The sequence below is a fragment of the Pseudokordiimonas caeni genome (assembly GCF_026719705.1).
GTDB classification, from domain to species: domain Bacteria; phylum Pseudomonadota; class Alphaproteobacteria; order Sphingomonadales; family Kordiimonadaceae; genus Gimibacter; species Gimibacter caeni.
The window spans coordinates 265,463-287,204 of sequence record NZ_JAPPRR010000002.1 but is presented as its reverse complement, the minus strand read 5'-3'; the positions used below and the strand labels follow the sequence as shown (position 1 = coordinate 287,204).

General features: G+C 61.9%; 19 protein-coding genes. 12 read left to right on the top strand and 7 right to left on the bottom strand.

The annotated features are described in order from the left end of the window. The first annotated feature begins 85 nt into the window (after nt 1-85). The 5 genes from OU694_RS10030 (at nt 86) to OU694_RS10010 (ending at nt 6,570) form a co-directional block, all read left to right on the top strand. Nucleotides 86-889: a 3-keto-disaccharide hydrolase gene (locus tag OU694_RS10030; protein WP_308910867.1), complete on the top strand. Its 804-nt coding sequence runs from the start codon at nt 86-88 to the stop codon at nt 887-889. Beyond that, nucleotides 870-3,260 (top strand): alpha-glucosidase, encoded by a 2,391-nt coding sequence (ygjK, locus tag OU694_RS10025; protein WP_308910866.1) that lies wholly within the window; start codon nt 870-872, stop codon nt 3,258-3,260. The genes OU694_RS10030 and ygjK overlap by 20 nt, the downstream gene beginning before the upstream one ends. 133 nt (nt 3,261-3,393) lie before the next feature. Then, nucleotides 3,394-4,005 (top strand): gluconate 2-dehydrogenase subunit 3 family protein, encoded by a 612-nt coding sequence (locus tag OU694_RS10020; RefSeq protein WP_308910865.1) that lies wholly within the window; start codon nt 3,394-3,396, stop codon nt 4,003-4,005. 1 nt (nt 4,006) lies between these two features. Beyond that, on the top strand, nt 4,007-5,710 hold the full coding sequence (locus tag OU694_RS10015; protein WP_308910864.1) for a GMC oxidoreductase: 1,704 nt from the start codon (nt 4,007-4,009) through the stop codon (nt 5,708-5,710). A 20-nt stretch (nt 5,711-5,730) separates the two neighbouring features. Next, on the top strand, nt 5,731-6,570 hold the full coding sequence (locus OU694_RS10010; protein ID WP_308910863.1) for a sugar phosphate isomerase/epimerase family protein: 840 nt from the start codon (nt 5,731-5,733) through the stop codon (nt 6,568-6,570). Nucleotides 6,571-6,668: 98 nt separating this feature from the next. Here OU694_RS10010 and OU694_RS10005 read toward each other — a convergent pair whose 3' ends face one another. Beyond that, complete coding sequence (locus tag OU694_RS10005) at nt 6,669-9,017, bottom strand: aminotransferase class III-fold pyridoxal phosphate-dependent enzyme (protein WP_308910862.1); 2,349 nt, start codon at nt 9,015-9,017, stop codon at nt 6,669-6,671. Between the two features lie 260 nt (nt 9,018-9,277). Between OU694_RS10005 and OU694_RS10000 the strand changes: the two genes are divergently transcribed. Together OU694_RS10000 and katG are read left to right on the top strand one after the other, a co-directional pair. Next, nucleotides 9,278-10,147 (top strand): MurR/RpiR family transcriptional regulator, encoded by an 870-nt coding sequence (locus OU694_RS10000; RefSeq protein WP_308910861.1) that lies wholly within the window; start codon nt 9,278-9,280, stop codon nt 10,145-10,147. A 182-nt stretch (nt 10,148-10,329) separates the two neighbouring features. Beyond that, nucleotides 10,330-12,582 carry a catalase/peroxidase HPI gene (katG, locus tag OU694_RS09995; RefSeq protein ID WP_373460353.1) on the top strand — a complete coding sequence of 751 codons (2,253 nt, stop codon included), beginning with the start codon at nt 10,330-10,332 and terminating at the stop codon, nt 12,580-12,582. Between the two features lie 61 nt (nt 12,583-12,643). Here katG and OU694_RS09990 read toward each other — a convergent pair whose 3' ends face one another. The 4 genes from OU694_RS09990 to ahpC all read right to left on the bottom strand — a co-directional run bounded on the left by OU694_RS09990 (nt 12,644) and on the right by ahpC (nt 15,951). Continuing rightward, nucleotides 12,644-12,967 carry a DUF2218 domain-containing protein gene (locus tag OU694_RS09990; protein ID WP_308910859.1) on the bottom strand — a complete coding sequence of 108 codons (324 nt, stop codon included), beginning with the start codon at nt 12,965-12,967 and terminating at the stop codon, nt 12,644-12,646. 12 nt (nt 12,968-12,979) lie between these two features. Next, on the bottom strand, nt 12,980-13,561 hold the full coding sequence (locus OU694_RS09985; RefSeq protein ID WP_308910858.1) for a PadR family transcriptional regulator: 582 nt from the start codon (nt 13,559-13,561) through the stop codon (nt 12,980-12,982). A 145-nt stretch (nt 13,562-13,706) separates the two neighbouring features. Next, the gene (gene ahpF / locus OU694_RS09980; RefSeq protein WP_308910857.1) at nt 13,707-15,287 is read right to left on the bottom strand and encodes an alkyl hydroperoxide reductase subunit F; all 1,581 of its coding nucleotides are present in this window, start codon (nt 15,285-15,287) and stop codon (nt 13,707-13,709) included. A gap of 100 nt (nt 15,288-15,387) precedes the next feature. Continuing rightward, nucleotides 15,388-15,951, bottom strand: a complete 564-nt coding sequence (gene ahpC, locus OU694_RS09975; RefSeq protein ID WP_308910856.1) for an alkyl hydroperoxide reductase subunit C — start codon at nt 15,949-15,951, stop codon at nt 15,388-15,390. A 259-nt stretch (nt 15,952-16,210) separates the two neighbouring features. Between ahpC and OU694_RS09970 the strand changes: the two genes are divergently transcribed. The 5 genes from OU694_RS09970 (at nt 16,211) to OU694_RS09950 (ending at nt 20,392) form a co-directional block, all read left to right on the top strand. Further along, nucleotides 16,211-17,167 carry a sensor histidine kinase gene (locus OU694_RS09970; RefSeq protein WP_308910855.1) on the top strand — a complete coding sequence of 319 codons (957 nt, stop codon included), beginning with the start codon at nt 16,211-16,213 and terminating at the stop codon, nt 17,165-17,167. A gap of 95 nt (nt 17,168-17,262) precedes the next feature. Next, nucleotides 17,263-17,583 (top strand): 2Fe-2S iron-sulfur cluster-binding protein, encoded by a 321-nt coding sequence (locus tag OU694_RS09965; RefSeq protein ID WP_308910854.1) that lies wholly within the window; start codon nt 17,263-17,265, stop codon nt 17,581-17,583. Nucleotides 17,584-17,620: 37 nt separating this feature from the next. Next, a complete protein-coding gene (locus OU694_RS09960) occupies nt 17,621-19,027 on the top strand; it encodes a leucyl aminopeptidase family protein (protein WP_308910853.1) in 1,407 nt (468 codons plus the stop codon). Nucleotides 19,028-19,145: 118 nt separating this feature from the next. Further along, entirely contained in the window at nt 19,146-19,535 is a 390-nt protein-coding gene (locus tag OU694_RS09955; RefSeq protein WP_308910852.1) for a MarR family winged helix-turn-helix transcriptional regulator, read from the top strand. After that, complete coding sequence (locus OU694_RS09950) at nt 19,532-20,392, top strand: C40 family peptidase (protein ID WP_308910851.1); 861 nt, start codon at nt 19,532-19,534, stop codon at nt 20,390-20,392. Before OU694_RS09955 ends, OU694_RS09950 begins: the two co-directional genes overlap by 4 nt. 3 nt (nt 20,393-20,395) lie before the next feature. Here the strand turns inward: OU694_RS09950 and OU694_RS09945 are convergent, their stop codons facing one another. Beyond that, nucleotides 20,396-20,911, bottom strand: coding sequence for a GNAT family N-acetyltransferase (locus tag OU694_RS09945; protein WP_308910850.1), 516 nt, complete (start codon nt 20,909-20,911; stop codon nt 20,396-20,398). Between the two features lie 71 nt (nt 20,912-20,982). Further along, nucleotides 20,983-21,597 (bottom strand): c-type cytochrome, encoded by a 615-nt coding sequence (locus OU694_RS09940; RefSeq protein ID WP_308910849.1) that lies wholly within the window; start codon nt 21,595-21,597, stop codon nt 20,983-20,985. Nucleotides 21,598-21,742: the final 145 nt, after the last annotated feature.

The following is a 21,742-nucleotide window of genomic DNA, read 5'->3' as shown; positions in this document are numbered from 1 at the left end:
GGTGATCAGTTGCTGAAAGAAGAAAGAGGAATGGTTACATTCCTCTTTCATTCATGCCGGGCCTGCCGGCAAACCGGAGGGGGAAATGATGACCAAGCTTTCTTGTCGGCCATTCGCGCTTGCAGCCACTGTTGTAGGGCTTCTCGGCCTCACATCTGCGCATGCAGGGGACGAGGGCTGGAAAAGCCTCTTTGACGGTGAAAGCCTTGAAGGCTGGATTCCCAAGTTTGCCGGTTTGCCACTCGGCGAGAATTACAAGAACACCTTTCAGGCCAAGAATGGCATCCTGAGCGTTGTTTATGACGATTACGAGCAGTTCGACCGCCGCTTCGGGCATCTTTTCTATCATGTGCCCTACAGCCATTACCGGCTGCGGTTCGAATATCGTTTCCACGGCAAGCAGACGGCAGGCGCACCCGGCTGGGCCTTCCGCAACAGCGGCGTGATGGTGCATTCGCAGGCGCCTGAAACGATGGCCGTCGATCAGGATTTCCCGGTCTCGGTCGAGGTCCAGCTTCTGGGGCAGGAAGGGGCGGACAAGCGCGCCACCGGCAACCTGTGCACGCCCGGCACGCAGGTGGTGCTTGGCGGCCAGCATGTCATGTCCGATCAATGTGTTGATTCGTCGTCGCCGACCTTTGCGGGCGACGGATGGGTGAAGGCCGAGGTCGTGGTGAAGGGCGGCGAGCTTGTGGAACACTGGATCGAGGGCCAGAAGGTCCTTGAATATGGCGCGCTCAAATACGATCCGGCAGCCGCCGATACGGCCAATCTCGGGGTCGGCGCCGTGCCGCTTGCCAGTGGCTATATTTCCTTCCAGGCGGAAAGCCATCCGGTCGACTTCCGCAATATCGAACTGCAGGTCATCGATGCCGACCAGAAAGACTAGGCTGCTGCTCGCGGCAGCAGCGTTCATTTGCGCGTCACAAACTGTTCTTGCCGACACTGCGTCAAGCGCGCTTGACCGGCGCGGCGCGCCAGCCGCGATGCTCGATCTCGATGACTATGGAAACCAGCGCTTCAATCCGTTGATGGATGCGGGCGCGTGGCATGGCTATCTGCTGCCCGAAGCCGGCAAGGCCGGTTATTTTGCCGGGCCTTATGTGATCGCCGAGGAAATGCCGCTCTATTTCGGCCGCATCGTTGATGCGCTGTCGCTGAAGTTCGCAGACGGTCGCATCCTGACGCCGGCGGAGGCAAGCAAGGCGGTGGTGACCAGTGCCCCCGGATTGCTCCGCCAGTCCTACCGGCTGGGTGATTTTGCAGTCACGCTGACGCTTCGCTTCGTTGGCCCCCGTACCGCGCTGATCGAGACGAATGTCAGAAACACCGGCACGAAGGCGATGCGCGCCAGTCTGATCTGGCGAAACGAGCTGATGACGGCATGGGGCAAGGGCGAGGATGCAGCACTCCCTGCTGGCTTCGGCTACAGCGTGGCTTTCACCGAAACCGGCAGCCAGGTTTCCTATGCTGAAATTCGTGATCCGGCGCATGTGCTGCTGCGCGAGGGGGCGGGCTATCTGGTCACCCGCTCGGTGCCCGTGATGCAGGTACAGGACGGTGCGGCCTATAGCGCCGAAACGGCACCCCTTGAAATTGCACCGGGCGAGGGGAAGGTCTTCTTCGCAGCCCATAGTTACGGGCACGATGCGGCAGAAATTATGGCCCTTGCCGATGCGCAGCGGGAAATTCTTGCGGCTCCCGCAGCGGCGCTGGCAGCAAGCGAGGCGCGCTGGCAGACGTGGCTTGCGCGATTACCGAAGGAAGGTGCGCAGGCGTCGGTCGGCGTCAAGGCGCTCGAGACGCTCGTCGGTAACTGGCGCGCACCGGCCGGTGCCATCGCGCATGGCGGGGTGACGCCCTCGAACACCTATCTTTATTTCAGCGGGCTTTGGCCGTGGGACAGCTGGAAGCATGCCTTCGCGCTCGCGCCGCTCGCGCCCGATCTCGCCGTGGCCAACATGCGGGCCATGTTCGCGCACCAGATCGCGGCGGATGATCCGCTGCGCCCGCAGGATGCCGGCATGCTGCCCGACACGGTTTTCTATAACCAGAGCCCGGAGCGGGGTGGGGACGGCCCCAACTGGAACGAGCGCAACACCAAGCCCTCGCTTGCCGCATGGGCTGTGTGGGAAATTTTCGAGCGAACCGGCGACAAGGCCTTCCTTGCCGAAATGTACCCGAAGCTTCGGGCCTACCGTGCCTGGTGGTTCCGTAACCGCGACCATGATGGCAACGGCATCGTGGAATATGGCGCGACGGTCGATCCCGCCCACAATGACGCCGAAGGCCGGATGACCTTCCGCCTGAAGCCAGGCAGCGACGGTATGGTGCCGGCCGAGTGCGTAGCAGGCGAGCGCGGCTTTTATGATTGCAAGGGGGTCGGCGCCTACGCACGGCTTCTGGCCGAGGGTGGCTTTGAAACGCTCCGTAGCGGGGCGCAGGTTGCGGCTGGCTGGGAATCGGGCATGGATAACGCTGCTCGCTTCGGCTTCATCAGCGACGAACAGCTGGCGCACTATGCCGAGCGCGAATATGCCGGCGATATCGCCCGCGCCGCCAAGGACTGGACGGTCGGCATCCTTGAGAACCGGGATGCGGCTGGTGTCCTTGTCGGCTATTCGCTCGATCAGGAAAGTGTGGACCAGAACAGCTACCTGTTCCTTGAAGCCCAGATCCTTTCCCGCATGGCGACGCTTCTGGGGCATGCGGGTGATATTCCGGCTTATCGGGCCGAGGCAGAACGGGCGCGGGACTATATCAACCGCTGCATGTTCGATCCTGAAACCGGCTTTTACTATGACGTCCATATCGCGCCCGCACCACTTGATAACGGATGCGCCGGCCCGCGCGTGACTGCACGCGGGCGGGGCAGCGAAGGCTGGACCCCGCTTTTCGCCGGTGCCGCCACCCGCGAGCACGCGGCAGCCGTGGTGAAGGTGATGCTGGACGAGGCGGAGTTCGGCACGCTCGTGCCCCTGCCGACCGCCAGCCGCACCAATCCGGCCTACGACCCGGAGATTTATTGGCGTGGGCGCGTATGGCTCGATCAGGTCTATTTCGGGGTCGAAGGGCTTCGGAAATATGGCTACACGCGCGAGGCGGATGCACTTGTCGCAAGACTATTCGATAATGCCGAAGGCCTTTCGGACGGCGCGCCGATCCGCGAAAATTATAATCCCGAAACCGGCCATATGCAGGGCGCCACCAATTTCAGCTGGTCGGCTGCCATGCTTCTGATCCTGCTGTCCGACCAGTGAACCCGGCTTTGGTACAGTGAATATCTGTGGCTTGCATGCGAAAATGTAACCGGTTACACTTCCCCGCGACACAGGTCAGATTTGTCCCTGGGGAGGGACGATGCGCGGTGCGTGCGCCGCAGGGAGGGAAAACGTGACCGAACAAGAAACCGGCGCCGAAGATGCGCGCCGCGTGGCCAACCTGTCCCGGCGGCAGGTGCTGGCCCGCATCACCATGCTGACGGGCGGCGTGCTGGCGGCCCCCCTTATGTCAGCGATCCTTTCGGGCGCATCAAGCGCGGACGCCAAGGGGCTCGATCTCCTCAGCCCTGACGAGATGGCCTTCGTTTCCGACCTTGTGGAAACCATCATCCCTACAACCGATACGCCGGGCGCGATTGCCGCCGGCGTGCCGGATTACATCCATCTGATGCTGGCGCGCTGGTACAAATCCGACGAGCGCAAGGTAATCCTTGATGGCTTCAAGGCGATCGGTGCGCGGGCGCGCGAACGCCACGGGCGCGATTTCACCAAGCTTACCCCCGCCGAACGGCTGACCCTCCTGCAGGGTTTCGACGCCGAGGCTTACGGCAGCAGCGAGGGCGAGCATTTCTTCCGCCAGATCAAATCGCTGACAGTGGCGGGCTATTACACATCAGAGATCGGGGCGACGCAGGAGCTGCTGTACGACCCGGTTCCGGGCCCCTTCGAGGGCTGCGTACCTTTTTCAGAAATCGGACGCCCCTGGGCGATCAGGGGGATCTGATATGGCAGGACAACCAGAATTTGACGTGATCGTTGTCGGCTCCGGCATTTCGGGCGGCTGGGCCGCCAAGGAACTGACGGAGCGCGGCTTCAAGACGCTGGTGATCGAGCGCGGCATGAATGTCGAGCACGGCGCTGATTACACGGGTGAAGGCAAGGCCCCGTGGGAAACCGAGTTCCGTGACCGGGTGGACCGCAATCTTGCTGAAAGCGACTATCCGATCCAGTCGAAATGCTACGCCTTCAAGGAAACGACGAAGCATTTCTTCGTCAATGACCGCGAAAATCCCTACACCCAACAGGAAGGCCATCCCTTCACCTGGATCAGGGGTTATCACAAGGGCGGCAAATCGGTGCTGTGGCACCGGCAGAGCTACCGTTTCGGCCCGCAGGATTTCGAATCGAATGCACGCGACGGATACGGCAGCGACTGGCCGATCCGGTATGAAGACCTGGCCCCCTGGTATGACCATGTGGAGCGTTTCGCCGGCATTTCAGGCGCGCGCGACGGGGTGCCGCAACTGCCGGACGGGCAGTTCCAGCCACCGATCGAGATGAACTGCGCCGAGGTCGAAATCCAGCGCCGCATTGCCGAGACCTATGACGACCGCCAGCTGATCGTCGGCCGCTGTGCCCACCTGACCGAACCGACTGAGGAGCAGCTGGAGCTCGGCCGTGGTCGTTGCCAGTCCCGCAACCAGTGCCAGCGAGGCTGTTCGTTCGGGGCCTATTTCTCCAGCCTCAGCGCCACGCTGCCGGCGGCGGAACGTACCGGCAACCTGACTATGCTGACCGACGCCATCGTCCATAGCGTGATCCATGATCCGAAAAGCGGCCGGGCGACCGGCGTGCGGGTCATCAACCGGCTGACGAAGGAGAGAAGCGAGCATCATGCCCGCGTGATCTTCATCTGCGCCTCCACCATCGGCACCACGCAGGTGCTCCTCAACAGCACATCCGAAGCCTTCCCGAACGGTTTCGCGAATTCGAGCGGGGCGCTTGGCCATTATCTGATGGATCACCTGTCGATGCACGGCGCCTATGGCATCCTCGAAGGGTTCGAGGAGCATTATTACAAGGGCCGCTCGCCGACCGGCGTCTATATCCCGCGCTTCAAGAATATCAAGGCGGACGACGCCGATTTCCTGCGCGGCTACGGCTTCCAGGGCGGCGCTTCACGCGCTGCCTGGACCTCGGTTGCCGACCAGCCCGGCGTGGGCGCGGACCTCAAGGCGGCGGTGCGCAAGCCCGGCCCGTGGGTCTTCCATATCGAAGGCTACGGCGAGATGCTGCCGCGCTATGAAAACTCGATCAGTCTCAACCATAACAAGCTCGACCAATGGGGCATGCCTGTCCTTCATATCGATTGTTCGCTTGGCGACAATGACCGCAAGATGCTGAAGGATATCGTGGAGACCTCCACGTCGATGCTGAAGGCCATCGGGCTGAAGGACGTTGGCTCCTACAGCGACGATTCGATTGCCGGGATGGCGATCCATGAAATGGGCACGGCGCGCATGGGCAAGGATCCGAAGGATTCGGTCCTTAACCGCTATAACCAGTGCCATGATGTGCCGAACGTGTTTGTCACCGACGGGGCGGCGATGGCCTCGTGTGCGTGCCAGAACCCGTCCCTCACCTATATGGCCATCACGGCCCGCGCGGCGAATTACGCGGCGGACCAGATGCAGGCCGGGCTTCTTTGATCCCAAGAAAGGAAACAGCAATGCAGATGAACAGGCGCAATTTCCTGATGGCAGCCGCCGCCGGGTTCGGGGCTGCCGCCCTTGGCGGGTTGCCGGCGCTGGCTGGTGGCGGACGCGGGCTCGACCGGATCGGCCTGCAGCTTTACACGCTCCGTTCCCTCATGGAGAAGGACGTCGCCAAAACCCTCGCCTTCGTGGCGGAACTTGGGTACCGCGAAGTGGAGTTTGCCGGTTATTTCGACCACACACCCGTCGAGATCAAGGCGATGCTGGCAAGTGAGGGCCTCACCGCCCCTTCCACGCACGTCAGCATGACGCACCTTAACGAGCATATCGATGCAGTGATCGAAACCGCGCTGACGGTCGGGCACCGCTATGTGGTGATGCCGTGGCTGGAGCCCGAGGAACGCGGCGGCGCGGACGTTTACCGGATCTACGCCGAACAGCTGAACCGTGCCGGTGAAGCTTGCCGCAAGGCCGGGCTGACGCTTGCCTACCATAACCATGCGTTCGAGTTTGAAGCGGTGGATGGTATCGAGCCCTATGACATCCTGATGGGCGAAACCGACCCCGGGCTTCTGAAAATCCAGCTCGATCTATACTGGACGACGAAGGCTGGCCGCGACCCGCTTGATTATTTCGCGCGCTATCCGGGCCGGTTTGTCAGCTGCCATGTGAAGGACATGCGGGCGGACGGCGAGATGACAGAAGTGGGTGGCGGCACCATCGATTTCGCTCGCATTTTTGCAGCGAGCGAGAAAGCCGGCATCCGCCATTATTTTGTCGAACATGACGAGCCGGCAGACGCGGCGGCCAGCGTGCGCGCCAGCATCGAATATCTCAGGAAACTGCGCTTTTGATACCCGTCTTCCCCTCCCTGAAGCGCAAAGCCCGGCAGACCCTTCACAAGGTCTGCCGGGCTTTTCACTGCCAGCCGGGAGAGAGGGTGCGCGGCCGGTCAGGATTCTGCTTGCAATGCCGCATCGAGCGTGGCGACCAGAAGGTCGGCCTCCGCCGTGCCGAAGGCCATTGGCGGCTTGATCTTGATGATATTCTCGTATGGTCCGTCGGTGGACAGGAGGACCCCTGCCTCCCTCGCAAACTGCACCACACGGTCGGCCGCTGCTGTGGCGGGGGCGAGGGTCTCGTGGTCTTCCACAAGCTCGACCCCCACAAACAGCCCTGTGCCGCGTACATCGCCGACAAGCGGATGCTTGCGCAGGCCTTCAAGTCCGGCGAGCAGATGACGACCTGTTTCAAGCGCATGGGCCTGCAGCCCTTCACGTTCGATCACGTCCATCACGGCCATGCCGACGGCGCAGGACACCGGGTTGCCGCCGAAGCTGTTGAAATATTCCATGCCGTTCGCGAAGGCATCGGCAATCGCGCGGGTGGTGACAACCGCCGCCATCGGGTGGCCGTTGCCGATCGGCTTGCCGAGCGTGACGATATCAGGCACCACGCCCTGCTGCTCGAACGCCCACATATGGGTGCCGACCCGGCCGAAACCGGTTTGAACCTCGTCGGCGATGCAAAGCCCGCCCGCAGCGCGTGTGGCCGCGTAGGCGCCCTTCAGATAGCTTTCGGGATACACAACCTGGCCCGCCACACCGGCAATCGATTCGGCGATGAATGCAGCCGGGCCTTCGCCGCTCGTGGCCTTGAGGTCGGCGATGCAGGCCTCGACCCCGGCGGCATATAGCCTTCCGGTTTCAGGACCATACCCTTTGTAGGGGCCGCGGTAGGGATCGGGCAGGGCCGCGATCCGCACATGATCCGGCCGTCCCTTGCCGCCCTTGCGGTTGAACTTGTAGGGGCTGATTTCAATCAGGCTCGAGGTGTTGCCGTGATAGGCCCAGTCCACGACCACCATGCCGCGCCGGCCGGTGGCGGTGCGGGCAAGGCGCAGCGCCAGCTCGTTCGCTTCCGAGCCCGAGCAGACGAAATAGACGACCGACAGGGGATCAGGAAAGGTGGCCAGCAGCCGTTCGGCATAGCGCTGGATATTGTCGTTCAGGTAGCGCGTGTTGGTATTCAGTATGGCGGCTTGCTTCGACAGCGCCTGCACCACATGTGGATGGCAGTGGCCGACATGGCTGATATTGTTCACGCAGTCGAGGAAGGCGCGGCCCGTGTGATCATAAAGCCAGGCGCCCCGGCCTTTCACGATCTTCAGCTTGTTCCGGTAGGAAAGGCTGAGGGATGGCCCAAGGAGGCGCCCGCGCTCGGCAATCATGTCCGCGATGTTTTGGGGGGATGCGGGTGCAGTGACGATATCGCCGTAGGGGCTGAACCCGGCGGCGCGACGGGCGAGGGCTACAAGGGCATCCCTGTCCATCGCCTCAAGCTTCGCGAGCAGCTCCATCGCCGGCGCCTGCGAGATCAGCAGATATTTGTTGTCGGGGAAGTCCTTCGCGCGGTGCGAGGAGATGCAAAGGCTCATCACCAGCCGCATGGTGACAAGGTCAAACAGCAGCTCGGCCTCGGCAGTCTCCAGCGGGAAAACCTCGGCATAGGCCGCGATGATTGCGCTGGCGGTCGCGGGCACGTCGGCCACATCGAACAGCGCATAGGCAAGGGCCGTGGCGAGTTCATTGATCTGTCGGGCGAAGACCATGTCGCCATAATCGATGGCGCCGGCGATCGTTTCGCCGTCTGCCGCGACGACGATGTTATTGTCATTGAGGTCATTATGGATCACCGCGGTGCGCAGTTCGCCAAGGCGCGGCAGCACATGCTGGCGGTAGTGCGCGAAGGCGGCTGCGGCGCGCGCGCGGGTCGCCGGGTCGACGATATCGGCGACATAGGGCTCAAGCACCGCGACATCGTCGAGGTTCCACAGAAAATCGCTGCGATGCGCCTCGGCGTGGCCGAAGCTTTTCAGCGCTTTTGAAAGGCCGCCCATATAGCGGCCAAGCCCGGCGAAGAGGGCCGGTGTTTTCGGCACCTCGCTGAAAAGCTTGCCTTCCAGATAGGTCAGCAACCGCACGGCATGGGGTTCGCCCAATGCCACATGGGTGGCGATGGCGTTGCCACTGCGATCCGCGATAAGGCGGGGCACGCCAAGGCCGGGGGCTGCCGCTGCCACATGGGTCAGCGCCGCATTCTGAAAGGCGAGGAATTCGGGCCGCTCCGCCCGGTTGGCGATCTTGAGCACATAGCGGGCGTCGCCCGTGTCGATAAGGGCATTCTGGTCGCGCTCGCTGACAAGCGGCGACTGGCGACCCTGAAGCCCGTAAAGGCGCTCGGCCAGTGCCAGAATCTCGTCACCCGTCAGGGCGGGCGGGGAAGTCCTGAATGTGCTCATACCTGCTGACAACTCCAAGCGGGACATGGGGGCAGTTGGGCCGGAATGCCGGCTCGGCTTCTGCCGCTTTCGATTGTTGTTAACACACCAAAATTACCGCACAAAGAAAATATGTGATATTTGTTCCAAAATAGTGCTAGCGTTCACATCTGGCACAGATAGCCCGTTTGCTGGATGCCAGCGCATTATTGGCATGTTCTGCACAATATGCGACAACGAGTTGAATTGCCTGCCTGCTTGGCGATCAGGGGAGATGAAATTTGGAAGCCGGTCAATCCTTGTTCGACTGTATCCGCAACGAGACGGAAAGCTTCACCAAATCGGAACGCAAGGTGGCGCGCGTGCTGCTTGCCGACTATCCCGCTGCGGGCCTGCAAACGGTAGCCGAGCTCGCCAGCCGCAGTGCGGTGAGCGGCCAGACGGTGATCCGCTTTGTTGCCCGGCTCGGGTTCGAAAGCTATCCGGCATTCCAGCAGCATCTGATCGGCGAGGTGAAGGCTAGGAGCCAGACGCCGCTCTCGCGTTTTGAAGGGCAGGAATTGCCCCCCGGCGACCATCCGGCGGCGGCAGCCTTTTCGGTACTTGAAGACGGGCTCAAGGAAACGCTCTCCCGCCTGCCGCTTGCCGAGTTCGACCGCGCGGTCGAGCTGCTGAGCGACCAGAAGCATCCTTTGGTGGCTGTTGGCGGGCGCACCTCGCAGCTCGTTGCCCATTATCTGGTGCTGCAGTTGCAGCAGCTGCGCCCCCGCACCGCCTTTGTGCCCGAAGACGCGCTGGCGCGGACCCGCGTCCTGATGGATATGGGCCGCAACACGCTGGCGGTTGTCTATGACTTCCGGCGCTACAGCGAAAGCACCCGTCGTTTTGCCAGTGCGGCGGCAAAAGCTGGGGCCACCGTGCTGTTGATCACCGATCCCTATCTGTCACCGGTGGCCGAGGTGGCCGATATCGTTTTGCCCGTGCGGATCGAGTTTCCGACCCCGTTCGATAGCCAGACGGCGGCGGTGGCGCTATCGGAAGCGCTCGTTGCGGCGGTGACCGACCGGATGGACGGCAGCTTCGCCGATCATATGGCCCGCTATGAGAAATTCCGCAGCCAGCTGAGTGGCGACACAGGCGCTACAGGCTGAATTGCAGTATCCGCGACTCGGCTTCATCGAAAAAGCCGGTGAAGCACTACCCTGACTAATCGAATTCTCCTTAAACGGTTATCAGGTTTTTCAATTATCCGCAGAAGTCCCCGTCCCATATCCTGTTGGCCTCGTGGAAATATCCACGTCCAGAGGGGAATGGAAGGAGACCAATCATGTCGATATTCAGAAAATCGATGCCTTTACTTGCAGTGCTGGCGATGGGCATTTCGTCCACTGCACTCGTAAACCCTGCCATTGCGGAGGAGACCGCCGCCAAGACTGCCCATATGGCAATGAAGGATGGCGGCCCGACCAACGATTACTGGTGGCCGAACCGGCTGGACCTTGGCCCGCTTCGGATGAATTCGGCGAAGTCCGACCCGATGGGGCCGAATTTCGATTATGCGAAGGCGTTTGCGACCCTCGATCTTGAGGCCGTAAAAAAGGATATCGAGGCGGCGATGACCACCTCGCAGGACTGGTGGCCGGCCGACTATGGCCATTATGGCCCCTTCTTCATCCGCATGGCCTGGCACAGCGCTGGCACCTACCGCGTGATGGACGGTCGTGGCGGTTCGGACGGCGGCATGCAGCGCTTCGCGCCCTTGAACAGCTGGCCCGATAACGCCAACCTCGACAAGGCCCGGCTCCTCCTGTGGCCGATCAAACAGAAATATGGCGACAAGATTTCCTGGGGCGACCTGATGGTGCTCACCGGTACCGTTGCCATGGAATCGATGGGCTTCAAGACCTTTGGCTTCGCCGGTGGCCGCGTTGATGGCTGGGAACCCGAGGAAGTTTACTGGGGCCCCGAGGGCGAATGGCTCGGCGACGAGCGCTATACGGGCGAACGCGATCTCGAAAACCCGCTCGCTGCCGTGCAGATGGGCCTCATCTATGTGAACCCGGAAGGGCCGAATGGTGTTCCCGATCCGCTCCTTGCCGCCAAGGATATCCGCGACACCTTCGGCCGCATGGCGATGAATGACGAGGAAACCGTGGCGCTGATCGCTGGCGGTCACACGTTCGGCAAGGCGCACGGCGCGGCTGATCCGTCCAAATATGTAGGCCCGGATCCGGAGTCCGAAGGCGTAGAAGCCCAAGGTCAGGGCTGGAGAAGCAAGTACAAATCCGGCAAGGGCGCCGACACGATCACCTCGGGCCTTGAAGGTGCATGGACGGTGAGCCCGACGCAGTGGAGTATGAACTATCTTGAAAACCTCTATGCCTTCAACTGGGTGAAGACGAAGAGCCCGGCTGGTGCCACGCAGTGGATCCCCGATGATCCGAACGCTGCCCAGATGGTGCCGGACGCCCACGACCCGGATAAGTTCCATGCACCGATCATGTTCACGACCGACCTCGCTTTGAAGGAAGATCCTGAATATGCCAAGATCACCAAACGCTTCCTTGAAAACCCGGAAGAGTTTGAGCTGGCCTTCGCGAAGGCATGGTTCAAGCTGACCCACCGTGACCTTGGGCCGCGCTCGCGTTATCTCGGTTCCATGGTGCCGAAGGAAGAGCTGGCGTGGCAGGACCCGATCCCGGCGGTTGATTATAAGCTGATCGACGCCGCCGACGTGAAGGACCTGAAGGCGAAAATCCTGTCGTCCGGCCTGAAAACGGATGAGCTTGTCCGCGCGGCATGGTCGTCGGCTTCAAGCTTCCGGGGCACCGACATGCGCGGGGGTGCCGATGGCGGTCGCGTCCGCCTTGCCCCGCAGAAGGACTGGGCCGCCAATGACCCGGCCGAACTGCAGAAGGTGCTGAAGAAGCTTGAAGGCATCCAAAAGGATTTCAACAAGGCCCAGAAAGACGGCACGAAAGTGTCGATGGCAGACCTGATTGTCCTTGGTGGTGCGGCAGCGATCGAAGATGCGGCGAAGAAAGCCGGTCATCCGGTTGAGGTCCCCTTCACGCCGGGTCGCAACGACGCCACGCAGGAAATGACGGACGTCCAGTCCTTCAGTTTCCTGAAGCCAACTGCTGACGGTTTCCGCAACTATTTCGAAGCGGGCAACAAACGCTCGCCCGCCGAAATGCTGGTGGAAAAAGCAGCTCTTCTCAATCTGTCGGTACCGGAAATGACGGCGCTCGTCGGTGGCATGAGGTCACTTGGCGCCAATGCGGGCAAGGCGAAGCACGGCGTCTTCACCGACCAGCCAGGTACATTGAACAACGACTTCTTCGTCAATCTCCTCGATCTTTCGACCGAGTGGAAGAAGGCGGAAAAGGCGGAAGGTGTCTATGAAGGCCATGACCGAGCAACCGGCAAGCTGAAATGGACGGCAACGCCGGTTGATCTCGCCTTCGGCTCCAACAGTGAGCTTCGGGCGATTGCCGAGGTCTATGCCTATGCGGGCGGTGAAGACAAGTTCGTGAAAGACTTCGTGGCCGCCTGGACCAAGGTGATGAACCTCGGGCGCTACTGACCCGGTCACATAACTAAAAAAGGAAACGGCGGTGCCAGTGGCGCCGCCGTTTTCGTTTTATCTATTCGCTGTGCTGCCAACTGAAGGCCAGCTCACCCTCGCGGAAGGCAAAGCGGTTGATATGTCGCTCCACCGTGCCCTGCAGGGCTTCGAGCTGCTCGTCCGCACTTGCCGCCAGATGGCAGGTCAGCGTGTCAGCGCTCGCCGCGAGCGTCAGCCGCGCGTCCCCCGGCCAGTCGGCTCCGCGGGCGTCCCTGGGGAAAGTGACCGTGCCAGCTGTTGGCGTGAACTCCACCGCCAGATTGTGGCTCCAGTGCTTGCACAGTTGCTGCAGGTAGCGGCTGGCGTGCGGTGTGGCGACGTCCGCCTTCGATACGTAAGTCATGGCCTCTCCCCCTCAGTCCAGCCGCTCGATCTGCTGGGCGGCACTATCGAGGATCGCGGCGATATCGTGGGCCAGATCCTTGCGGGTGTTACCGCGGTGGAGTGCGGTGCGCAGCGCGAAACGCAGGTTGTTCATGGCCCGTTTCACGGGGGCGGCGTCAGGCATTTCTTCGGCCGGGGTCAGGGATGAAAGCTTCTGGAAGATGGTCTCCACCATATCCGCCTTGTCGGCGAGTTCCGCCTCGCCCGCGGCCGTGATGGCGAAGGCTTTCTTCGCGCCTTCCGACTGGACAGGATCGATCATGCCGGTGTCTTCAAGCACCGACAGGGCGGGATAGACCACACCGGGGCTCGGCGCATAGGCGCTGGAGGTCAGCCCGCCCACCGCCTGGATCAGGTCGTAACCGTGGCGGGGCTCCTCGGCGATCAGCTTGAGGAGAACGAGCCGAAGCTCGGCCGAATCAAGGATACGACGCCGGCCGTGGCCCGGTCCGTGGCGATGCCGGTGTTCATGGCTTTCGTGAAAAAGATCGTCGTCCCTCGCTTCGTCGTGACGGCTCGGGCCGTGGGCGAATCTGTGCTGTCTGTGTCTCATTATTTTTCTCTTTGAGTGTTTCAGATGCAATTAAGATATATCTTAAAGTATTTTTGTCAAGGACTGCCGAATTGCGGTCCGGACAAAAGAAAAGCCCCCGGCCACGGGGGCTCGGGGGGCTTCTGATTGTTCTCAATGGCGCCGATCAGGCGGCGAGGCTCTCGGCTTCGTTCAGCATCAGATATTCGAAGGCGGCAAGCGAGGCCTTGGCGCCTTCGCCCATGGCAACCACGATCTGCTTGTAGGGCACGGTCGTCACGTCGCCGCAGGCATAGATGCCGGGCTCAGAAGTTTCACCTTTCTCGTTGATCTTGATCTCGCCGTAGCGGGTCATATCCACCACGCCTTCCATGAACTTGCTGTTCGGGACAAGGCCGATCTGCACGAAGATGCCGGCGCCATCCCAACGCTTCTGCTCGCCCGTCGCGCGGTCTTCGTAGACAAGGCCGTTCACCTTGGCGTCGGCGGCCGTGATTTCCTTCGTCGCGGCATTCTTCACGATGGTGATGTTGCTGCGCTTCAGGGCCTGGTCGACCAGCACCTTGTCGGCCTTCAGCTCAGGCAGGAACTCGAACACGGTGACGGATTTGACGATCCCGGCGAGGTCAAGGGCTGCCTCGATACCCGAGTTGCCGCCGCCGATCACTGCCACGTCGCGCCCCTTGAAGAAGGGGCCATCGCAGTGCGGGCAGTAAGCCACACCCTGGCCGATATTTTCGCGCTCGCCCGGCACGCCGAGCTGGCGCCACTGGGCACCGGTCGCGACGATCAGGCTGCGGGTGGCAATCACTTCGCCGGAGGTCAGCGTCAGGCGTTTGATCGGGCCTTTTTCGACCGCCTCGACGCGGACATGTTCCTTCAGGGTCACTTCATAATCCTTGAGGTGCGCCATCAGGTTGTTCGAAAGCTCGGGGCCGGTGGTTTTGGGCACGGAGATGAGGTTCTCGATCCCCATCGTATCCTTCACCTGACCGCCGAAGCGTTCGGCAATCATCGTGACCTTCAGGCCCTTGCGGGCGGCATAGATGGCCGCACTGACGCCGGCCGGGCCGCCGCCTATCACCGTCACATCCTGCAGGGGCAGGGGTTCGGCTTTCTTCGCAGCACCGTCTTTCAGGTGCGGATAGGCTTCCAGAAGCTTCGAGATGATCACCGACGTGTCGATCTTGCCGGTGGCGAACGGCTTGCCGTTCAGCAGCACCGTGGGCACGCCCTGGATATTGTGCTGCTCCACAAGCTCGGGGAAGACACCGCCATCGATCATCTCGCTGCGGATCGCGGGATTGAGGGCGGCAAACTGGTTTAGGCTTTGAACCACGTCCGGGCAATTGTGACACGACAGGCTGACGAAAACCTGGAAATCCAGTGTCTCGGCCACGCCTTCGATCAGGCCGCGGATCGTGTCATCCAGCTTGATCGGCGTGCCGGAGAGATGCAGCACAGCGAGAATCAGCGAATTGAACTCGTGGCCCGCCGGGATGCCGGAGAAGCGCACGCCGCTGTCCACGCCGTCGCGTTCCAGAAGGAAGCTGACGGGGCTTGCAAGGGCGCCTGCGGTGTCGCGCTCGGTGAGGGTCACACGCGGCGAGGTGGAGGCTACGGCCTCCAGGAATTCTTTCAGTTCGGCACGCTTGGCGTGCTCACCCGTTTGCAGCACGAAGGTGATGTCATGCTGCATGGAGGCCAGATAGCCTTTGAGGGCGTCGAGGGTTTCCTTGTTGAACATGATGGGGCTCCGTGTTTGGGCGTTGGGCAAAGAAAAGGCGGCACACCCCGAGGGGATTGAAAGGTGTGCCGCCAGTGCTCAGGGAGGAAACGCGAGTTACTTAGATCTTGCCGACGAGGTCGAGGCTCGGGGTCAGGGTCTTCTGGCCTTCTTCCCAGGCAGCCGGGCAGACCTCACCATCGTGGGTCGCGACATACTGGGCAGCCTTGACCTTACGGAGCATGTCCTTTGCCGAGCGGCCAATGCCGAGGTCGTGGATTTCAGCAACCTTGATGATGCCTTCGGGGTTGGCGAGGAAGGTGCCGCGCAGGGCGAGGCCGTCTTCTTCGATCATCACGTCGAAACCGCGGGTGATGGTACCGGTCGGGTCGCCGAGCATCGGGAACTTGATCTTGCCGATAGCATCGGAGCTATCGTGCCATGCCTTGTGGCTGAAGTGGGTGTCGGTCGAGACCGAGTAAACTTCAACGCCGAGCTTCTGCAGCTCTTCATAATGATGGGCCATGTCTTCAAGCTCGGTCGGGCAGACGAAGGTGAAGTCGGCCGGGTAGAAGATGAAGATCGACCATTTGCCCTTCACGTCGGCGTCGGTGATGGTGCGGAATTCGCCATTGTGGAAGGCTTCGGCTTTGAAGGTCGGGATCGATTTGTTGATCAAGCTCACGGGAATGTCTCCTGTTTGAAAAATGGGTCGCCGTTTCCGGCTGCAACATCTTCATACCCGTGGCGCTGAAATTGATCCAATCGATAGATTTCTATTTAGTAATCGACAAAATAGATCAGTTATGCGACCTGCTCTGCGGCCTATGCAGTTGATGGTTGCTTTCGGGCCCAAACTTGGGGAGGCTGGCGGCATATTCATGGGGATCGCGGGTGTTGGGGGTAGAATCATGCGAGACCATCGGCTCTCAGTGGTGGATTGAATGGGCAGATTTTTTCGCTCCTTCGCCCTGCGGCTCACGCTGATCTATGCGATGGCGTCCACAGCCTGGATTCTGGGTTCGGACCGTATCGTTGAAATGTTGTTTCCGGACAATGCCCTGCAGGTGCAAAGCATCAAGGGCGTCTTCTTCGTTCTTGCCACCTCGGTCCTGATCTATGTGCTGATCAGCCGTTTCGAACAGGCGGAAAAGTGCGCCCTTGCCCGGGCCAGAAAGGCACAGCGCACAGCAGAGGCGGCCTCGCGGGCCAAATCCGTTTTCCTGTCGCACATGAGCCACGAACTGCGCACCCCGCTCAATGCGATTGTCGGCTTTTCGGAAATCATGCAGGCCGAGATGTTCGGCCCGGTGGGCAGCGAGCGTTACAAGGGCTATGTCGACGCCATCAAGAAAAGCAGCAGCCATCTGGCTGAACTTCTCGGCGATATCATCGACCTGTCGCAGATCGAGGCGGGAGAGGTGGAACTGGGGCGAGAGGACATCTTGCTCGCCAGCGAAATGCAGGCGGTGGCGGATATGTTCCGGCAGGCCGCCGTGCGCAAGGGCATCGCGCTTATTACCGACTTTGAGGAAGGCATCCACCTGCATTCGAGCGGGGTGCGCTTGCGGCAGGTGATTGCCAACCTGGTCAGTAATGCCGTGCGCCACACAGACCAAGGCCATGTGCGCATCACCACGCGGCGCGAAGGCGCGAGGGTGGTGATCGAGGTGTCGGACACCGGCCCCGGCATGCAGGAGCACCAGTTGGAAACCCTGCGCACCTTCATCGAGCTTGGCAATCCGAGCTATGATCGCAACCGGTTCGAAATTGGCAACACGGGGCTCGGTCTTGTGATCTGCAGCCGGCTGGTGCGATTGCTCGGCGGCGAACTTGAAATTGGCGGCGCCTTCGGGGCAGGCACAAAGGCATTTGTCCACCTGCCGGCAACGGGGCACTGACTGGCTCCCGTCTCTGTTGCTGAAAGCCCCCTTGATTTTGAGGCGGTCATGGGCTCCACTGGCGCCCGATTTCAGTTACGGTACAGGAGCCAGCAATGGTCAAGATTTCGGTCACCAATCTCGCAGGTCAGACGCGCACCATCGATGCCGATGAAGGCATGAGCCTGATGGAAAATATCCGCGCCAACGATTTCGACGATCTGCAAGCCATCTGCGGCGGCTGCTGTTCGTGCTGCACCTGCCATGTCTATGTGGAAGGTGACTGGTACGACAAGCTCCCCGCGCAGGCCGACGACGAGGCCATGCTGATCGAGGACAGCGAATGCTTCCAGCCGGGCAAGAGCCGCCTTTCGTGCCAGATCGAGGTCTCGGGCGACATGGAAGGCCTCGCCGTCACCATCGCGCCCGAAGTATAAGGCCCCTCGCCGGTCTTCCAGCGGAAAGGATACCCCCATGCCCGCCCCCATCGAATGCCTCGCCCCGTTTGACAAGACGCTGGACGCCACACCGATCCATCTGGTGTCGCCTGCGGACCTCGCGAATGGCAAACGCCTGCCTGCAGGCGCGCGCGAATGGGCAGCGACGGTTGGTTTCAAAGCAGGGGAAGATAGCGTCTGCCTTGTACCCGGCCCGAAGGGTAGCGTGAAGGCGGTGCTTGTGGGGCTCGGCGCCCGCGATGCGAAGGCGCTTGATCCCTTCGTGATTGCGGCTGTCCCGGCTGCTGTTCCTGCGGGTACCTACAAGCTGGCAACTGCTGGTCGGACTTTTGCAGAAACGGCGGCACTTGGCTGGTGTCTCGCGCAATATGGCTTCGATCGGTACAAGGCATCGAACGGCAAGACACCGGTCGTGCTGATGCTGCCGGACGGCGCCGACCCGGTGCCGGTGTGGCAGGAAGCCGAGGCCGTGACGCTCGTGCGCGATCTTGTCAACACACCCGCCGAGGACATGGGCCCGGACGCGCTGCAGGATGCGGCCGAGGAACTGGCCGAGGAATTCGGGGCTTCCATTTCCACCCTCGTCGGCGAGGAACTTCTGGACGAGAATTACCCGATGATCCATGCGGTCGGTCGCGCAGCCGAAGAGGGCCGCGCCCCCCGCCTGATCGACATGACATGGGGCGACGAGGCCGCGCCGAAGGTAACGCTTGTCGGCAAGGGCGTGTGTTTCGATACCGGCGGGCTCGATCTCAAGAATGCTTCGGGCATGCGCCTGATGAAGAAGGATATGGGCGGGGCCGCCCATGCGCTCGGGCTTGCCCGCCTGATCATGAGCCGCAATCTGCCGGTGCGCCTTCGCGTGCTTGTCCCGGCGGTTGAAAACTCCGTGTCCGGTTCGTCCTTCCGCCCCGGCGATGTGTTCCCGACCCGCAAGGGGCTCTCGGTCGAGATCGGCAACACCGACGCCGAAGGCCGGCTGGTCCTGTCGGACGCGCTGACCGCTGCAAGTGAGGAAACGCCCGATATCCTGATCGACTTCGCGACCCTCACGGGGGCCGCGCGCGTTGCACTCGGGCCCGAGCTGCCGCCCGCTTATGCCAACGATGAAGGCGTGTGGAAGGCGCTCGAGAAAGCGTCCGGCGACGTGCGCGACCCCATGTGGCGCATGCCGCTCCATGCCGGCTACCGTGACGATCTCGACAGCCCGATTGCTGACCTCTGCAATGCGTCCGACAGCGGCTTTGCGGGCTCGATCACCGCAGCCCTGTTCCTGCAGCGTTTCGTGGGCGAGGGATTGCCCTGGCTGCATTTCGATATCTATGCCTGGAACGCCAAGCCACGCCCCGGCCGACCCAAGGGCGGCGAGGCGCAGGTCATCCGCGCCATGCTCCGTTACCTTGAGGGTCGCTTCGGCGCCTGAAATCCAAGCAAAAGTGATGGCGCACGCCTTGACCCGGCGCTCCGAATAGGCGACCCTCCGCCCATGATTGTTTCGGGGGCGTGCTGATCATCCGGCCTCCGGTCATGGGGGTTGGGCGATGAGTGAAAAGACAAACCCGAAGATGCTGCGGTTATGGCGCGAGGCGATGCTGGCCGATGTGCGCGACCGCAAGCCGGACCTGACAATGCGCCAGATGTCCGTCCTTCTCAGCGTCTATATGACCGAGCCACCCCACACAGTGCGCGGCCTTGCTGCCGAACATAATGTCACGAAGCCGGTGATCACTCGTGCGCTTGATACGCTGTCGCGCCTCGGCCTTGCAAAACGCAAGCGCGACGACGCCGACAAGCGCAGCGTGCTGGTGCAGCGCACGGTGAAGGGCGCGGTGTTCCTGAGCGAGCTTTCGGACCGGCTGGTGCAGGCAGAACGGGACCTGGACGAGCAAGACGCAGCGGAAGCGGCGGCGGAGGGCGCATCCAGCCAATGAACCGTGCGGACCTCTGGACAATCGACCGTTTCCCGCCGCTCCTTGATCCCAAGGGGCGGGTGAAGACCGACAGCCGGCTTGACCCGGCCGTCAAGGTCGATGCCCATTGCCGCCTGCCATGGGCGGGCCTGAAGGCAACGCCTGACGACGGGGCGCGGGCGGTCAGCGAAATCCTTTACGGCGAGCCTGTCGCGATCCTCGAACAGGCCGGCGCCTGGGTGAAGGTCGTCAACCTGATGGATGCCTATGTCGGCTGGGCACAGGCCAGCGGTTTCGAGCGGATCGGCGGGCTCGTGGCCTCTCACCGCGTCACCGCCGGCATCACCCATCTCTATAGCGATCCGGACTTGAAGGCCGAGCCCGTGATGCCGCTGCCGATGGGGGCGCTTGTGTCGCTCGCGGACGATGTGCCGCGCCAGCGTTTCCTGCCGCTCAGCCATGGGGGCTGGATTTTCTCGGGGCATGTGGCACCGCTCTGTGCGGCCCCGGCCCTCGATATCGCAACCGTCGCCGAACGCTTTATCGGCACGCCGTACCTGTGGGGTGGCCGCACTTTCATGGGGCTTGATTGCAGCGGGCTTGTGCAGCTTGCCATGGCGGCAGTGGGAAGGCGCGTTCACCGCGACAGCGACCTGCAGCGCGAAAGCATCGGCACACCGCTCGGCGACGGTGAGGCACCCTCGCGCGGTGATCTCGCCTTCTTCCCCGGCCATGTCGGGGTGATGGTGGATGAAACCCGCATGATCCATGCGAATGCCACCCATATGGCGGTTACGATCAACCGGGTGTCGGAAGTGGCCGACTGGCTGACGGCAGAGGGCAAAAACCCCGCCTTTCTCGGCTATCGCCGCCCCTGAAACTTAGCCAAGCTTCCGATAGAAGACCGTGGTGGAAACCAGCCCGCCTTCCGGCAGCAGGGCATAATCCGGGATCATGCCGACTTCCTGCCAGCCGTGCCGCCGGTATAGCCGGTCGGCCGGACTGCCGGTGACGGTATCGAGCACCAGAAGTGTGCGCCCGTGTGCCTGGGCCAAGGTCTCGACCGCCTGCAGGAGGGCGGCCCCCACACCTTTGCCGCGGGCGGAGCGATGGACCAGCATCTTGGCGACATCGGCCCGGTGCGGCTGGTTGGGCGGTGTGTTAACCACCAGCTGCACAGTGCCGACGATACGTTCGCCCTCCTCGGCGATCAGCAAGTGACGCTCGCCGCGAACCATGCTGTCCGCCACGCCGTGCCAGAAGGCGAGGGCGTCATCAAGCGAATAAGGCGCCATGAAGCTGACGGAGGCACCGCCTGCAACACAGTCCCTCAGAACCTCGGCAAGTTCACCAGCGCGTTTCCGCGTTGCCGCTGCATCCAGTTCTATGACCGTCATGGCTTCCTCCCGAACGAAAAACGGCGGACCAATGGGCCCGCCGTTTCTTTTGAACTATGCGCTCAGCACGATCAGGAGCCGGTGACTTCCGTCGCAGCTTCCTCGGCCGGGGCTTCCTCGGCTGGTGCTTCTTCAGCGGGCGCTTCCTCGACGGCCGGCAGGGCGACAGGGCTGTCGGCATGCTGGCGCAGGAAGGCGATCAGGTCTGCACGCTGGTCGGCCTTGCCGATACCGGCGAAGGACATCGAGTTGCCCGGAATGGTGTTTTTCGGGCTGGCGAGCCAGTGATCCAGAAGCTCGTAGGTCCATTCACCGCCGTGGCTTGCGACAGCCGATGAATATTTGAAGCCTTCATGGCCGCCAATGGCGCGACCGACGATGCCATAAAGGTTCGGGCCGGTGCCATTCTTGCCGCCTTGGTCGACGGTGTGGCAGGCCTTGCACTTGGCAAACTGGCGCTCGCCTTTGGCCGGATCAGCGGTTTGCAGCAGCACGGCCAGTGACGGGCCTTCTTCAGCCGCAGCCTCATCCGCACCGGCATCAGCTTCGGCTACTTCAATCGTGAAGGCCGGCTTTTCAGCATGTTCTTTATGGAAGATCGACTCGGAAACCGTGCTGATCACCATGATGACAAGCGCACCGGCAATAACCGACGCGAAAACTTTATTCCACTCGAAGGAATCCACAGGCTCTTCTCCTTTGGAGGGGCAAGCGCCACAAAGCGACAAAAATTCGCGGCGACAATAGCGGCACCCCTGCCCTGACTCAAGCCGTGATTTACACGATTTTCTCCCTTTCGCCAAAAACTTTGCGCGCGTGGCCAGTATGCGC